We start from the raw sequence: 14006 nt of genomic DNA on the forward strand, positions 1-14006 counted from the left end.
TATGCTCAGCATTTGAGCTGTAACGCGGTGCACCGCGTTACAGCTCCGTAGTGTCCTGCAGGCACAGCACCACCCCGTGCGCGCCCATGCGCTCTTCCGTGCGCTGCCAATGGGGCTCCAGGATGCCTCGCCAATCGATTTCCTCATTCTCGAGAAATCGATAGGCCCCCATTGTCTCGGCCCAGCCATTGCACGCGACAGGAATGCTTGCCGTCGGATTCGCAGCAAACCGCGTCACCAGCGTCTTCGCTCGTTCATTGCGCCTCGCATCCCCCAAGTCCAATCCCTCCAACTCCTCGTGCCCCCAACCCGCTGACTTTGCCTTCATGCGTCCGCCAAAAATGCGGAAGTAAACGCTATCGCGGTGAAGTTTACAAGCCCCTGTGCTATGTCATTGAACGTAAACGAATTTCTTCATGCCGAAGTCGGGCTGCGTTTTGTATAAGGAGATGAGTTATAGCCACGTCCCAGTTCCAGATGCACGAGTATCGACAGGAGGTAATACAGGCTGAACAGCAGTAGGAACGTGTTAAGCGGCGAAACGATCGGCAACACGCCAAACAGGAAGACGGCCGGTGGCATAAGAAAAAAAGATCAGCTTCTGCCAGCCCTCGAAGAAGAACAGCGCCGACGCAAAGTAGTTGAGCCGCTGGCCCAGCGTCAGCCCCCGGCTAAACAGGATGTTCTCGCGGCGGAAGACCTGCATCGCACCCATGCCCCAGCGCATGCGCTGCTTCAGGTAGGTGTCGATACTGTGCGGTGCCAGCCCGAACGCCAGCGACTCCGCATGGTACACAGACTGGTAGCCGAGCTTGTGCAGCTTGATGGCCGTATGGACATCTTCCGTCACGGTTTCTGTCGCAAAGCCACCAATAGCCTCGATAGCGGAACGGCGGATGACGGCGCAACTGCCGCAAAAGAACGCCGCGTTCAGGGCATCCTTGCCGCGCTGGATGACCTTGAAGAACAGCGCCTGTTCGTCCCAGACCCTCCTCTTGCCCAGCCGGTGGTTGAACGAGTCGATATTGAAGAAGTCCTGCGGCGTCTGCACGAAGGCGACCTTGGGGGCGCGAAAATAACCCAGCGTCTTTACCAAGAAGTCATGGCGAGGCGCGTGGTCAGCGTCAAATATTGCAACGAACTCGCCCTGGCTGTACTGCAGGGCGTTGTTCAGGTTGCCGGCCTTGGCGTGCGCGGAATTGTCGCGGGCGAGATAGCGGCAGCCCAGTTCTTCCGCCAGCGCACGCATCGATTCGCGGCGACCATCATCCAGCAGCCAGGTGACATGCGGGTAGTCCATCCGCTTGGCCGCGAGCAGGGTTCGGCGGATCAGGTCTACTGATTCGTTATACGTTGGAACAAAGACGTCGACCGAGATCCCCGGTTCGGGCGGCGGCGCCTCGCGCACGCTCAGCCGGTAGGTCATCAGCACGAAGAGCAAGCCGCTGACATACCCGTACATCTCCGCCGCGTAAAGCGGAATCGAGAGCAGCGGGGCGGTCATATTGATCGCCTCCACGCGCCAGCCCATATAAATCAAGCCGCACAGGATGTACATGGCGACCAAACAAGTGATGTATTTTTTGGGCTGCTCGGTCTTCATCTGGTCTGATTGTGTAGGAGTACCTGTTACGATCACCACAGAGACCAACGCCTATATACCATTTTTGGATGACTTGGTTCCCCAATAAACACAAGAATTTTGTTTTGCGCCTAAGGATGGTGTCCAAAACCAAGTCAGCGACGCTGAACTGACCATACGAGTGCCGCCAGATGAAATCGAGGAGCCATTTCATGCCAATTCGATGCCAATTTCGGGAGACCGCGCCAAAGCGGGGGCTGACTAAGCGGCAATGCGGTGGTTCTCTGCTCTGGCGATGGAGGGATACCATCGTTCAACGTGCGATCGGAGCTGGTCATTGAGCACGGCAGTCCGGATTTGTAGCAGTGCGTGCGCGTGGCGCGGCCGCCAAGCCATCTGTTGGCGTTTGACGAACTGCTTGCCGATCACCTGGTTGACGGCCGACTCGACGAAGCCCGATGCAATCGGCTCCCCGTGGCGATAGCGGTCACTCCGGCGCAACGCTGGATAGGGGCAACCGTGCCACAAGTGCCACTTGGCACCTTGCAGCGCCTTGATCAATGTCGCATTGCTCGGACCATCGCTGTGTGCTGGCCGGCCCTTGATCACAAGGCCCGCAACCCGCCACGTAACGTGGCAGCAGGCCAGGACGCTACCGCAGCATGCGCCGCTCCCCCCCGTACTTCGTGACGCCACCACACGTTGAAGTCGTACACATAGACGAAGCCTTCGTGTTCGCGCAGACGAAACGCGGCCAGCGTCAGCTCGTTTGCCACCGTGGAGAATTGCAGGACGCCTTCGTGGGCTTCGCCGTAGCGCGTGCCACGAATGGTGACTGGTGCAGGTGTTCGTCCGTCCACCCCATGACTACCTGGATGACATTGTGCAATTGCGCGAGCGTCAAGTGCTCGGGAACTAGGACGCGCCGCCAAACCGGCGGGCTCAAGCCGCGCGAAGCAATTCGAAGTTGAAGGACGGAGGTTGCCCGCCCAGGATCGGAAGCCATGCGCGCATTGCAGATGGCTTATTAGCCTCTCGGTAGAGAACATCGTCGTTGCCCCCGTTTTGTCGCGGTCTCCGAATTGCTCTGCGCGGCTTGACAGCGCTTGCTGACCCGGGTCCAGATTTCAAATTTGAACGTATGACGCAGTATGTCTCTGCGCAGAACTGAGCACGGTCACGCCCAACCGGCCAATGCTAGCCGACCAGAGGTAGCTCGCTGCTTGTCGCGAACCGCCGCGCGTATTCTTTTGGGCTCACCCCGAAGCGGCGTGTAAATGCCTTCCTTAGCACGTCGACGCTGTGGTAACCGCTCCGACGACAGATCTCTTCCATCGATCGCTCCCCGAGCTCAAGCGAACGACAGACCGCGTCGAGCCGGACGTCTTCAACGTATCTCGCGGGAGTGGTCTGCAATTCTCGCTGGAACATGCGTATCAGCGTCCTGACGCTGGTTGAAAGCCGGGTTGCCAGTATCTCCACCGTAAGGTCCATATGCAGATGCTCACCGATCCAGAGGCACAATTCGTCCAGAGCGCGCCAGTTTGGCGGCGCGTACTCGTTCCCCCGAGCACATAGCGCACGGGGTAACTTCGCAATGCCATCGAGGTTGTCATGGGCCGGACGATGAACATCTGCTCTTGAGCGATGACTGATCTCAGCCCCCGGTTTGGCGCGCTCTCCGCTTTCAGCTTGGGACCACCCCATTAGCATGCAAGCGTCTCCGCGGAAGATGACGCCCCCGCTCAGTGTTTGTACTTAGTTGCATCCATCAACAAATGCGAACAGAATCTATTGTCGATATCTACTTATTCCTTATCCCGCCATGTCGTCCTCTGACCATCCCATCCTCGAGTACCTGTCGTTCCGGTTGGACCGGTTGAGCGAGTTGAGCAAAGCGACGGGATCCAAGTACTACGAAAAAGAGTTCGGCGTCACGGTGCGGGATTTGCGCGTGCTGCGCCTGGTTGCCTTGGAACCAGGACTGACACTGAGCCGGCTTATCGAGCTGTCCTTGCTCGAAAAGACGTTGGTGTCAAAGATCGTAAGCGCCCTTGTCAAGCAGGGGTTCCTGTACCGCCAGATCGGCGAACTCGATGCCCGGCAGATCAATCTGTTCCTGAGCCCCGATGGCAAAAGCATGGTGAAGCGGACCTACGAGCGCGGCAACACGCTCGAAGAGACTTTCCTTGCCACCCTGACCGAGTCGGAGCTCAAGACATTTAACCGCTGCATCGACAAGCTGACGGACGCGCTCGAACGCCACGCGAAGAGCGCCGGCAGCGCGAAGCCGAGGCGGGCCGCATAGATTCGTCAATCCCCAGGAGGGGTATCCATGTTCTATCCATCGTTGAGGGGATTCGCGGCGGCTGCACTGATCGCTGCCGCTGCGGGCACGGCAGTCGCGCAGGAGCCAGTCAAGACATTGCGCGCGGTGCCGACTTCGGATCTCAAGGTACTCGATCCGATCTGGACCACCGCCACCATTTCGCAGAACCATGGCTACATGATCTACGACACGCTGTTCGGCCTGGATGCGCAAGGCAAGGTACAGCCGCAGATGGTGGATAAGTTCACGGTCAGCAAAGACAACCTGGCCTGGACGTTCACGCTCCGCCCGGGCCTGGCGTTTCACGACGGCAAGCCGGTAACAGGTGACGACGTGGTTGCCTCCCTCTCGCGATGGGCCAAGCGCGATCCGCTCGGCCAGCGCATGTTCGCCGCGCTGGAAACGATCGAGGCCGTGCCTCCCAACGGGTTCCGGCTTGTCTTCCGCCAGCCGTTCCCACTGGTGCTGGATGCCCTGGCCAAGCCGGACACCAGTGCGCCGTTTGTCATGCCCAAGCGCGTAGCCGATACGCCGGCCGACAAACAGATCGACGACTACACCGGGTCCGGTCCCTTCATCTTCAAGAAGGACGAGTTCCGTCCCGGCGAGAAAGTGGTCTATGCCAGGAACCCGCGATATCAGCCGCGGCAGGAGCCGCCGTCGGGCACGGCGGGCGGCAAGCGGGTCTATGTGGACCGCGTCGAATGGGTCATTCTCAAGGACGAGCAGACGCAGGTCAACGCGCTGCTGAACGGCGAGGTGGACATGGTCGAACTGTTGCCGTCCGGGCAATACGACGCGCTAAAGAAGAGTCCAGCGGTGGAGCTACTGAAGATGACGGGCGGCATGGCGACCCTGCACCTGAACCATCTCGTCGCACCATTCAATGATCCGCGTATCGCGCGGGCTGCGCTCCTTGCCATCAACCAGGAAGCGATGATGCGCGCACAGCGGCTGCATCGCGAACTCTACAGCACCTGCATCTCCGTTTACCCCTGCGGCACGTTGTACGCAAGCCAGAACGCCGGCGACTTTACCGGCAAGCCGCAGTTCGAGAAGGCGAGGCAGTTGCTCAAGGAAGCCGGCTACAACGGCAAGCCGGTGGTGCTGCTCCACGCTTCCGACCTTGCCTCGCTCAACAAGTACCCGGTCGTCTACGCCCAGCTGCTGAAGCAGGCCGGTTTCAACGTCGACCTCCAGACCATGGATTGGTCCACCCTGATCACGCGTAGGGCGAAGAAGGATCCGGCAGAGAAAGGCGGATGGAATGCCTTTATCAGCGTATGGCCGGATGCCATGCTGCTCAACCCAATGTTCATGTCCTTCCTGACGGGAACCGGGGAGAAAGGCTGGTTTGGCTGGGCGACCGACGACAAGCTGGAGGCGCTGAAGTCGGCGTTCTCGGCGACCCCCGATCCGGCGGAGCGCAAGCGCCTGGCCGAAGCGATCCAATTGCGCGTCTATGAAACTGGCCTCATGGCGCCGATCGGCCAGGGCTACCTGACGACGGCAGTGCGCAAGGGCATCGTGGACGGCGTCATGTCGGCACAAGCATTCGTGTACTGGAACATCCGCAAGCACTGAACTGCATTCCCTGACACAGCGCCACGTACGCGCGATTCCCTTCAATCCGCCCCGCTTTGCAGCGCCCCGCCCGGTGGGCGCGGCAAAGCGCAACGACCTGAGTCGACCATGGCTTCCTTTGTGTTGCGTCGCATGCTCGCGACCTTGCCCGTCCTCGCGATCGTGGCGCTCATTGTCTTCCTGATGCTGAGACTGACGCCGGGAGATCCTGCGGCGGTGATCGTCGGCGACGCCGGCAGCGCGGCCAATATCGCGCGCGTCCGGCTGCAGCTCGGGCTGGATCAGTCGCTTATCCACCAGTTCCTCGCCTGGGCGGCACAGCTTGCTCAAGGCAACCTTGGCGAGTCGTTCTACCTGAAGCGTGGTGTTGGCGAGCTGATCCTGCAGCGCCTGGAGCCAACCGTCTCCCTCGCGGGCGTGACGATCGTGCTGGCGGTACTGATCTCGGTGCCGCTCGGCGTGCTCGCCGCCTGGCGCCACGGAGGCGTGCTGGACCGGTGCCTGATGAGCTTCTCGGTCCTCGGCTTCTCGATTCCCGTGTTTGTGGTCGGCTATCTGATGATCTGGCTCTTCGCGCTCAAGCTCGGCTGGCTGCCCGTGCAGGGATACATTCGCGTCTCGGAGGGGCTCGGTGACTGGATGCGGCAGCTGGTAGCGCCGGCCGTCACGCTGTCTATCGTCTACATCGCCCTGATCGCGCGGGTCACGCGCGCCGCGGTTGCCGAGGCGCTGACGGAGGACCACGTGCGCACGGCCCGCGCCAAGGGCATCCCCGAATATCGCGTGCTGATCCGGCACGCCTTGTCCAATGCGGCGGTTCCCATTGTCACGGTGATCGGCCTAGGCATCGCGCTGCTTGTCGGCGGCGTGGTCATCACCGAGACGGTGTTCGCCATCCCCGGCCTCGGCGCGCTGACCGTGGAGGCAATCCTCTCGCGCGACTACCCGGTGATTCAAGGCGTGACGCTGTTCTTCTCTTTCGTCTACGTACTGGTCAATCTCCTGGTCGATCTCAGCTACGTTTTCTTCGATCCACGCATCCGCTACTGAACCATCGAGACGCCGACATGTCTTCCAATCTGCTTTCGAGCCAGCCGCAGGCCCTGCCGGTGCAGGTGCCCGCGCGCCGCCCGTCCTTGTGGCGCCTGGCATGGCGCGACACCAGCGTGCGCCTTGGCTGCGGCGCCTTGATCCTGCTGCTGATCCTCGCGACAGGCGCGCCCTGGCTCTACACGATCGATCCCACGGCCATGGACCCGGCCGCCGCCAACCTGACGCCGCTCGCGCACAGCGAGTTCATGAGCCTTTCCGGGGGGGAACCGATCCAGCGCTGGTTCCTGTTCGGCACCGACAGCCTGGGCCGGGACATCTGGAGCCGCGTCCTTTATGGCACCCGCGTGTCGTTGGCCGTCGGCGGCGTCGTGGCGGCGCTCTCGCTTTGCCTGGGACTCGTGGCGGGGGCGCTTTCGGGCTACTTCAGGCGTATCGACGGCGTCGTGATGCGTGTGATGGACGGCATCATGGCCATTCCAGGCATCCTGTTCGCCATCGTGCTGGTGGCCTTATGGCGGCCAAGCCTGATGACGGTAATCTTTGCCATCACGGTTCCCGAGATTCCCCGCGTCGCGCGGCTGGTGCGCTCGGTGGTGCTGACGGTGCGGGAAGAACCGTATGTGGAGGCCGCCATCGCGCTCGATAGCACCCTGCCAGCACTGATGTTCCGCCACATCCTGCCCAACGCCATCGCACCGCTGATCGTGCAGGGCACGTACGTTTGCGCAGCAGCGATGCTGGTGGAGGCAGGCATGTCGTTCCTGGGCATCGGGCTGCCGCCGGAGATCCCGACCTGGGGCAACGTCATGTCCGAAGGACGGTCGCAGTTCAACAGCTTTCCCCATACGGTATTGCTGCCGGGCCTCTTCCTCGCGATATGCGTGCTGGCCGTCAACATGCTCGGCGACGGACTGCGCGACACCCTCGACCCTAAATTCAGCAAACGCGGGAGATGAGCCATGCAGACCAGAGACCAAACGGCAGGCGCGGCCACCGCACCGGTGCTGGTGGTACGAGACCTCTCCATCACGCTGCCCGCCGGCGGCGATCGGCCACAGGCGGTGCGGCATATCAGCTTTGAGGTGGCGCCGGGCCGCATCGTGTGCCTGCTTGGCGAATCCGGGTCCGGAAAGTCGGTGATTGCCCATGCCGTGATGGGGTTGCTGCCACCCGCGCTCAAGCCGGGCGGCGGCAGTATCGAGCTGCTCGGCGAAAACCTGTTGGAGGCCGACCCGCGGCGCCTGCGCGCGCTGCGCGGGGTCGCCATGGCAATGGTGTTCCAGGAGCCAATGACCGCGCTCAACCCGGTGATGACCTGCGGCGCGCAGGTGGACGAAATCCTCGCCGAGCACACCGAGCTCGCGCCTGCCGAGCGCCGGGCACGCGTCCTGGAGATCTTTGCGCGCACGCGGCTGCCCGAACCGGAGCGAATCTATGGCGCCTATCCGCACCAGCTATCCGGCGGACAGCGCCAACGCATTGTGATCGCCATCTCGATGATTCTCAAACCGGCGCTGCTGATCTGCGACGAGCCAACCACCGCGCTCGACGTGACGACGCAAGCTGAAATCCTCACGCTGATTCGCGAATTGCAGGCCGAGAGCGGCACCGGCGTGCTATTCATCACCCACGATTTCGGCGTGGTCGCCGAGATCGCGGACGAGGTCGCGGTGCTCCAGCTGGGAGAGATGATCGAACAGGGCCCGAAGGAAGAAGTACTGCGCAGCCCGCGCGAAGCCTATACCAGAATGCTGCTGTCCGCTGTGCCCTCGTTGCGGCCCGCCAACCGGCCGGCGCTTAAGGCCGCGCCGCCCCTGCTCGATGCGCGCGGGCTGACCAAGACCTATGTCAGCAAAGGCTGGCTGGGCAGGCACCGGGTGGTACAGGCAGTGCAAGATGTCGCGCTGTCGATCCATCCTGGCGAGACGGTCGGCATCGTGGGCGAATCGGGCTCCGGCAAATCGACGGTCGCACGCTGCATCGCGCGTCTGATCGAACCGTCCGCCGGCGAGATATGGGCACAGGGCCGATCCATGGCCAAGGCGGCAAGGCGCGAGGTATCCGACTTCCGGCGCTCGGTGCAGGTGGTGTTCCAGGATCCCTATCGGTCTCTAAACCCTCGGCGCACGGTGGGTGCATCGATTGTCGAAGGACCGCTGAACTTCGGCGTCCCTACGCGCGAGGCCTGGGGCCGTGCGGAGGAGCTCATGCATCTGGTGCGCCTGAAGCCCGATGCGCTGCAGCGCTATCCCAGCGAGTTCTCGGGCGGCCAGCGGCAACGGATCTGCATCGCTCGCGCGCTCGCCTGCGAACCGAAAGTGCTGATCGCGGACGAGGCCGTCTCGGCGCTCGACGTCTCCGTGCAGGCGCAGATCATTGCGCTGCTCGACGAGATCCAGCAGCGCCTGGACCTGGGCATTATCTTCATTACCCATGACCTGCGAGTCGCCAGCCAGATCTGCGATCGCGTGATCGTGATGCAGCACGGGCGCATCGTCGAGCAAGGCAGCGCCCGGGAAGTCTTTCTTTCGCCCAGCCAGCCGTACACGCAAGCCTTGCTCGCCGCCGCCCCCGGCCAAGGCTACGCATTCGGTGCCGGTTGAATCCCCCTCACCTAAGGATGGAACCATGACGACTGACCTCCATGAACTGAGCGCCACGACGCTGCTCGACCTGTACGCCAATAAGGCGCTATCGCCTGTGGCCGTGACGCGAGCTGTGCTGGCGCGCGTGGAAGCCTGGGAGCCGCACATCCAGGCGTCCTATGCGCTAGACACCGGGGGCGCGCTCGCGATGGCCCGCGAGTCCGAGGCGCGCTGGCAGCGCGGTGCGCCGCGGGGCCCGCTCGACGGCGTGCCGGTGACAATCAAGGAGAACATTGCCACGCAGGGTGTTCCGGTACCGTTGGGCTGCGCGGCGACCGAACTGGTGCCCGCGGTCAAGGACGCTCCCGTGGCCGCGCGCCTGCGCGAAGCCGGTGCAGTGTTCATTTGCAAGACCACGATGCCGGACCTTGGCATGCTTGGCGCCGCCATGTCCAGCTTCCACCCGCTGACGCGCAACCCATGGAACCTGGGCCGCAATCCGGGCGGATCCAGTTCGGGCGCCGGGGCGGCGGCGGCGGCCGGCTATGGCCCGTTGCATGTGGGCACGGACATCGGCGGTTCGGTCCGTGGGCCGGCCGGCTTCTGTGGCATCTTTGGACTCAAGCCGAGCCTTGGCCGTATCCCGATCGATCCGCCATACCCGGCGCGCGTCGCCGGCCCGATGGCCCGTACCGTGGCGGACGCCGCATTGCTGATGCGCGTCCTGTCGTTGCCCGATGCGCGCGATCACATGAGCCTGCCCTACCAGCCCATTGAGTGGAATCGGCTGGAGCGCAATCTCAAGGGCCTGCGCATCGGCCTGTGGCTCGAGCTCGACAGCGGGATCCGGGTCGATCCAGAGGTACGCGCCGCGGTGGAGAAAGCCGCCAGGGCATTCGAAGCGGCGGGTGCGATCGTCGAACCCATCCGGCCCTGGATCGAGCCGGACATGCTGGAAGGCATCAGCAGTTTCTGGGCCATGCGCACGCGCATGGCCCTTGCTTCGCTGCCCGAGGAACGGCGCAGCAAGGCCTCTCCCGCCATCCAATGGGCGGTGCAACGCAGCGAGGGCGTCACCGCCGAGCAGTTGTACCGCGCGCATGCCCAGGGGATGGCGCTGCGCGCCGCGACGGTCGCCGCCACGCGCGATTTCGACTACGTCCTTTCCCCCGTTTTTCCGCAACCCGCGTTCGGGGCGGAGCAGACGCACGTGGAGTACGAGGGCGTGGAACCGATCCATCAAGCAAGCTTCACGATCGTCTACAACTTCTCCGAGCAGCCGGCGGCATCGGTCAATTGCGGATTCGCGGCAGACGGCATGCCCATCGGCCTGCAGATTGCCGGGCGGCGTTTCGACGATCTCGGCGTTCTGCAGATGGCCAGGGCCTGGGAAGACATGCGTCCCGCGCAGCGATCCTGGCCGCAACCGCCGCAAGCGGTTGCCTGAGCGCATCGCCTGACGCTGAAACCATCTCAACATAAGGAGAAACGATGCGGCTGCTGCTTGCCTCGTTCAAACACGAGACCAATACTTTTTCACCTGTTCCTACACCGTTCCAGCGCTTTTTCCGCGACGGCGCGGTCCTCGGCGGCGCCGAGGCGATCGCCGCGCGGCGCGGCACGGGCACCGCGCTCGGCGGATTCATCGAGGTGGCGCAACGCCATGGCGCCCAGATGGTGGTGCCGGTGGTGGCGGAGGCATCGCCAAGTGGGCCGGTCGATCCGCAGGCCTACGAGCGCATCTGCGGCATGATCGTGCAGGCGGCGGCCAGCCAGGCGTTCGACGGCATACTGCTGGATCTGCACGGTGCCATGGTGACGCGCGATTTCGAGGACGGCGAGGGCGAACTGCTGCGGCGCCTGCGGGAGGTGCAGCCGGACACGCTGATCGGCGTCGCGCTCGACATGCACGCCAACCTCTATCCGGAGATGATCGCCCGCGCCAACGTGCTGACCGGATACCACACCTACCCGCACATCGACATGGCGGCCGCCGGCAAGCGTGCCGCGGAACTGCTGTGCCGCGCCATCCAGGGGGAAGTCCGTCCGGTGCTGGCATGGGACAACCGGCCCATGCTGCCGCATGTGATGCGCCAGGGCACCCATGCCGAGCCCAACCGGTCTTTGCAGGCATCGTGCATCGCGTTCGAACAAGCCGGGAACGGCATCCTCGCCGCCTCACTGTTCACTGGCTTTCCGCATGCCGATGTCCGCAATGCCGGCCTGTCCGCGGTCATCTGCGCCAATGGCGACGCCGACAGCGCGCGGCAGGCTTGCCAGGCGCTGCTGGATCAGGCGTGGGACCAGCGCGCCGGCTTTCTCTACCAGGGCGCGCCGCTGGCCGAAACCGTTTCCCACGCCAAGGCGGCCGATAGCAGCCCGGTCGTGTTGCTGGACCACTGCGACAATGTTGCTTCGGGCGGTACCATGGACACCACCGCGGTGCTCCGGGAGGTCTTGCGGCAGGAACTCAAGGACGCCGTCTTCTATGCGATTCACGATCCCATTGCCGTCGAAGAAGCCATTCTGGCCGGCATCGGCAACGAGGTCTCGCTTGCGCTTGGAGGGCGGTCCGCGTTGCCGGCGACGGGAGATCGCAATGAGCCCATCCGGCTGACCGCGCGCGTGCGGCTAATCAGCGACGGGCGCTTCCGTCTGTGCGGTCCCATGAATGCCGGCGTGGAAGTGAGCACCGGCAAGACGGTAGTGCTGGATACCGGTGCGATCGAGGTGATCGTGGTCTCCTCGCACATGGAGCCCTTCGATCCCGGTTGCTTCCAGGCGCTTGGCATCGATCCCGCGCGAAAGAAGTTCCTGGTGATGAAGAGCCGCGTTCACTGGCGCGCCGGCTTCGGCGACCTGGCGGCGCATGTGTTCGAGTGCGACAGCATCGGCGTGACGACCTCCGACTTCGGCAAGCTGACTTTCGAGAATGTACGGCGGCCGATCTATCCCCTCGATGACATGTAGATGAAGGCTAGCGCCGGCTGGATTAGCCCACCCGTTGGTTGGCCCTGCCGGCGTGTGTCAGCGCGTGGCCGACCGGGCCGAGGTACTCGGCATCGAGCCGCATGGCCTCGAAGGGGCCGGGCTCGTCGCCATCCGCTACTGGAAGAGCCCGCTTTCCAGGCAAAAGGCGATCAGCTCCTGATCCGTCCGGACGTTTAATTTGCGCATGACGGAAATCTTCTGGCCGCTAACCGTTTTAAGCACTTCAAATTCCTTTGGCGAAATGCTGTTAATGCGTTCGCCAATGATTTTAGTGCGCTCGTCAACCGTTGTTACCGAACTGAAAGCGCGCCCTGCTGCCCGCATTCAGAGACTTCTGAGGAGTTCGGACATCGTGGGTTGGTGTCCGACTACCCCGGTGGTTGTCCGAAAACTAGTATTTAATATTAAAACGATATTGTTTTAATATTCTTAACGCGGTCATTTAATAATATGCTGCGAGCGTGGGGCTCTTGCGCAGCCGCGGCCTCAATCTCGTCAAGCAAATCACAACTCTTATTACGAAAGTGAGGGCTTCCATGAGCAAACTGACCATCACCAGCATCGGGATTTGCCTTGCGCTTGGGGGATGCGGCAGCACCATGCTGCCAAAGTCCGAGACCAATATGCTGTTCTGGACGCAAGACCAGCGCGACGCGCGCTTTCGCCAAATCGAAAAATTCGCCCGCGGCAATGTCGTGGCCGCCGGCGGCGCGGTACGCGAACTGCCCAAGGGAACGGTCTTTCCCGAAACGCTGACCGTCGGCGGCAAGCCACTGACGATGGACGCCTATATGGCGGCGCAGCGCAATGCGGGCCTGATCATCCTGCAGGACGGCAAGGTGCGGTTTGAGCGCTATGCACTGGTCTTTGGCCCGCAAGGGCGCTGGACTTCCTTCTCGGTTGCCAAGTCGCTGGCCTCGACGCTGGTCGGGGCGGCCGTCAAGGATGGATACCTCAAGAGCATCGACGATCCGATCACGCGCTACATCCCTGAATTGGGCGGCAGCGGCTACGACGGAGTGACGATTCGCCAAGTCCTCACCATGACCTCGGGCGTCAAGTGGAACGAGGACTATGCCGACCCGAAATCGGACGTCGCGCAGTTCAACGATGTTAATCCCGAGCCGGGCATGGACGTCACGGTCAGCTATATGCGCAAGCTCCCGAGAGAGGCCGCGCCCGGTTCCAAATGGGTCTACAAGACGGGCGAAACCAACCTGATCGGCGTGCTGGTCAGCAAGGCGACCGGCAAGACGCTGTCCGCCTATCTGTCCGAGAAAATCTGGAAGCCATACGGCATGGCGGCGGATGCGATCTGGGTCACCAACGACAGCGGCAATGAGATCAGCGGCTGCTGCATCTCGGCCCGGCTGTCGGACTATGCGCGTTTCGGCCAGTTCATCCTGGAAGGCGGGATTGCGGCCGGCAAGCCTGTGTTGCCGGCCAACTGGCTCGCCAGTGCAACCACCAAGCAGGCCGACATTGGCGTGCCCGGCCGCGGCTATGGCTACCAGTGGTGGACGTACGATGACGGCAGCGTTGCCGCGCAGGGCATTTTTGGCCAGGGCATCTTCATCGATCCCAAGCGCAAGCTGGTGATTGCATCGAATGGCGATTGGCCCAAGGCGACCATGCCCGACAGCGCCGGCCCGCAGCGCCAGGCCTTTTACAAGGCGGTTCAGGCGGCGGTCGATTCCGGCGCGACGCGGTAACGCCGCACGGCTCTGGTGCATGTATGGACCCGACGCCTTTTGCAAGCTTTTGATGATGAGAAGCGGTCTGCACGCATGTATCCGGCTTGCCTGGTGGGCGAGTACCGAAGCACGCCCGCAGCCTGGAGACCGCGCCAAAACGGGGGCGAACGACCGGACCACCGCCGAGA

The 14006-nt window shown here is 62.8% G+C and carries 12 protein-coding genes and 3 pseudogenes; 8 read left to right on the forward strand and 7 right to left on the reverse strand.

All coding sequences use genetic code 11. From position 1 onward, the window contains the following. Nucleotides 1-40: 40 nt before the first annotated feature. The 6 genes and pseudogenes from ACZY0R_RS41320 to ACZY0R_RS41345 form a co-directional block, all read right to left on the reverse strand. A pseudogene (locus tag ACZY0R_RS41320) lies at nucleotides 41-328 on the reverse strand (IS4/Tn5 family transposase DNA-binding protein); the annotation flags it as partial. Nucleotides 329-450: 122 nt separating this feature from the next. After that, a pseudogene (locus ACZY0R_RS41325) lies at nucleotides 451-1603 on the reverse strand (glycosyltransferase family 2 protein); the annotation flags it as partial. Between the two features lie 240 nt (nucleotides 1604-1843). Continuing rightward, nucleotides 1844-2251: pseudogene (locus ACZY0R_RS41330) on the reverse strand (ISKra4-like element ISBte1 family transposase); the annotation flags it as partial. Further along, nucleotides 2188-2442, reverse strand: coding sequence for a hypothetical protein (locus ACZY0R_RS41335; protein ID WP_488867819.1), 255 nt, complete (start codon nucleotides 2440-2442; stop codon nucleotides 2188-2190). The gene ACZY0R_RS41335 and the pseudogene ACZY0R_RS41330, both read right to left, overlap by 64 nt. Continuing rightward, nucleotides 2343-2588, reverse strand: a complete 246-nt coding sequence (locus tag ACZY0R_RS41340; protein WP_488867387.1) for a plasmid pRiA4b ORF-3 family protein — start codon at nucleotides 2586-2588, stop codon at nucleotides 2343-2345. The genes ACZY0R_RS41335 and ACZY0R_RS41340 overlap by 100 nt, the downstream gene beginning before the upstream one ends. Nucleotides 2589-2779: 191 nt before the next feature. Beyond that, the gene (locus ACZY0R_RS41345; protein ID WP_488867389.1) at nucleotides 2780-3295 is read right to left on the reverse strand and encodes a helix-turn-helix domain-containing protein; all 516 of its coding nucleotides are present in this window, start codon (nucleotides 3293-3295) and stop codon (nucleotides 2780-2782) included. Between the two features lie 112 nt (nucleotides 3296-3407). Here ACZY0R_RS41345 and ACZY0R_RS41350 point away from each other — a divergent pair, with 112 nt between their 5' ends. From ACZY0R_RS41350 to ACZY0R_RS41380, 7 genes are all read left to right on the forward strand, one after another. Next, nucleotides 3408-3890 carry a MarR family winged helix-turn-helix transcriptional regulator gene (locus tag ACZY0R_RS41350; RefSeq protein ID WP_488867391.1) on the forward strand — a complete coding sequence of 161 codons (483 nt, stop codon included), beginning with the start codon at nucleotides 3408-3410 and terminating at the stop codon, nucleotides 3888-3890. A gap of 27 nt (nucleotides 3891-3917) precedes the next feature. Continuing rightward, entirely contained in the window at nucleotides 3918-5495 is a 1578-nt protein-coding gene (locus ACZY0R_RS41355) for an ABC transporter substrate-binding protein (RefSeq protein WP_488867392.1), read from the forward strand. A gap of 108 nt (nucleotides 5496-5603) precedes the next feature. After that, the gene (locus tag ACZY0R_RS41360) at nucleotides 5604-6545 is read left to right on the forward strand and encodes an ABC transporter permease (RefSeq protein ID WP_488867394.1); all 942 of its coding nucleotides are present in this window, start codon (nucleotides 5604-5606) and stop codon (nucleotides 6543-6545) included. Between the two features lie 17 nt (nucleotides 6546-6562). Next, nucleotides 6563-7504, forward strand: a complete 942-nt coding sequence (locus ACZY0R_RS41365) for an ABC transporter permease (RefSeq protein ID WP_488867396.1) — start codon at nucleotides 6563-6565, stop codon at nucleotides 7502-7504. Nucleotides 7505-7507: 3 nt separating this feature from the next. After that, nucleotides 7508-9151, forward strand: a complete 1644-nt coding sequence (locus ACZY0R_RS41370) for an ABC transporter ATP-binding protein (RefSeq protein WP_488867398.1) — start codon at nucleotides 7508-7510, stop codon at nucleotides 9149-9151. A gap of 25 nt (nucleotides 9152-9176) precedes the next feature. Beyond that, nucleotides 9177-10580, forward strand: a complete 1404-nt coding sequence (locus ACZY0R_RS41375) for an amidase (RefSeq protein ID WP_488867400.1) — start codon at nucleotides 9177-9179, stop codon at nucleotides 10578-10580. A gap of 44 nt (nucleotides 10581-10624) precedes the next feature. Beyond that, nucleotides 10625-12103 (forward strand): M81 family metallopeptidase, encoded by a 1479-nt coding sequence (locus tag ACZY0R_RS41380; RefSeq protein ID WP_488867402.1) that lies wholly within the window; start codon nucleotides 10625-10627, stop codon nucleotides 12101-12103. A gap of 135 nt (nucleotides 12104-12238) precedes the next feature. Here the strand turns inward: ACZY0R_RS41380 and ACZY0R_RS41385 are convergent, their stop codons facing one another. Further along, nucleotides 12239-12448: a hypothetical protein gene (locus ACZY0R_RS41385; RefSeq protein WP_488867404.1), complete on the reverse strand. Its 210-nt coding sequence runs from the start codon at nucleotides 12446-12448 to the stop codon at nucleotides 12239-12241. 212 nt (nucleotides 12449-12660) lie between these two features. Here ACZY0R_RS41385 and ACZY0R_RS41390 point away from each other — a divergent pair, with 212 nt between their 5' ends. Further along, complete coding sequence (locus ACZY0R_RS41390) at nucleotides 12661-13836, forward strand: serine hydrolase domain-containing protein (RefSeq protein WP_488867405.1); 1176 nt, start codon at nucleotides 12661-12663, stop codon at nucleotides 13834-13836. The last annotated feature ends 170 nt before the right edge of the window (nucleotides 13837-14006 follow it).

The organism is Cupriavidus sp. F041 (assembly GCF_057814235.1).

Excerpts from the sequence above, each read along its gene's own strand:
- ACZY0R_RS41345 (WP_488867389.1), bottom strand. The coding sequence starts at position 3,295 with ATGCTAATGGGGTGGTCCCAAGCTGAAAGCGGAGAGCGCGCCAAACCG.
- ACZY0R_RS41375 (WP_488867400.1), top strand. The coding sequence starts at position 9,177 with ATGACGACTGACCTCCATGAACTGAGCGCCACGACGCTGCTCGACCTG.
- ACZY0R_RS41360 (WP_488867394.1), top strand. The coding sequence starts at position 5,604 with ATGGCTTCCTTTGTGTTGCGTCGCATGCTCGCGACCTTGCCCGTCCTC.
- ACZY0R_RS41365 (WP_488867396.1), top strand. The coding sequence starts at position 6,563 with ATGTCTTCCAATCTGCTTTCGAGCCAGCCGCAGGCCCTGCCGGTGCAG.
- ACZY0R_RS41355 (WP_488867392.1), top strand. The coding sequence starts at position 3,918 with ATGTTCTATCCATCGTTGAGGGGATTCGCGGCGGCTGCACTGATCGCT.
- ACZY0R_RS41390 (WP_488867405.1), top strand. The coding sequence starts at position 12,661 with ATGAGCAAACTGACCATCACCAGCATCGGGATTTGCCTTGCGCTTGGG.
- ACZY0R_RS41380 (WP_488867402.1), top strand. The coding sequence starts at position 10,625 with ATGCGGCTGCTGCTTGCCTCGTTCAAACACGAGACCAATACTTTTTCA.
- ACZY0R_RS41340 (WP_488867387.1), bottom strand. The coding sequence starts at position 2,588 with ATGGCTTCCGATCCTGGGCGGGCAACCTCCGTCCTTCAACTTCGAATT.
- ACZY0R_RS41370 (WP_488867398.1), top strand. The coding sequence starts at position 7,508 with ATGCAGACCAGAGACCAAACGGCAGGCGCGGCCACCGCACCGGTGCTG.
- ACZY0R_RS41385 (WP_488867404.1), bottom strand. The coding sequence starts at position 12,448 with ATGCGGGCAGCAGGGCGCGCTTTCAGTTCGGTAACAACGGTTGACGAG.
- ACZY0R_RS41350 (WP_488867391.1), top strand. The coding sequence starts at position 3,408 with ATGTCGTCCTCTGACCATCCCATCCTCGAGTACCTGTCGTTCCGGTTG.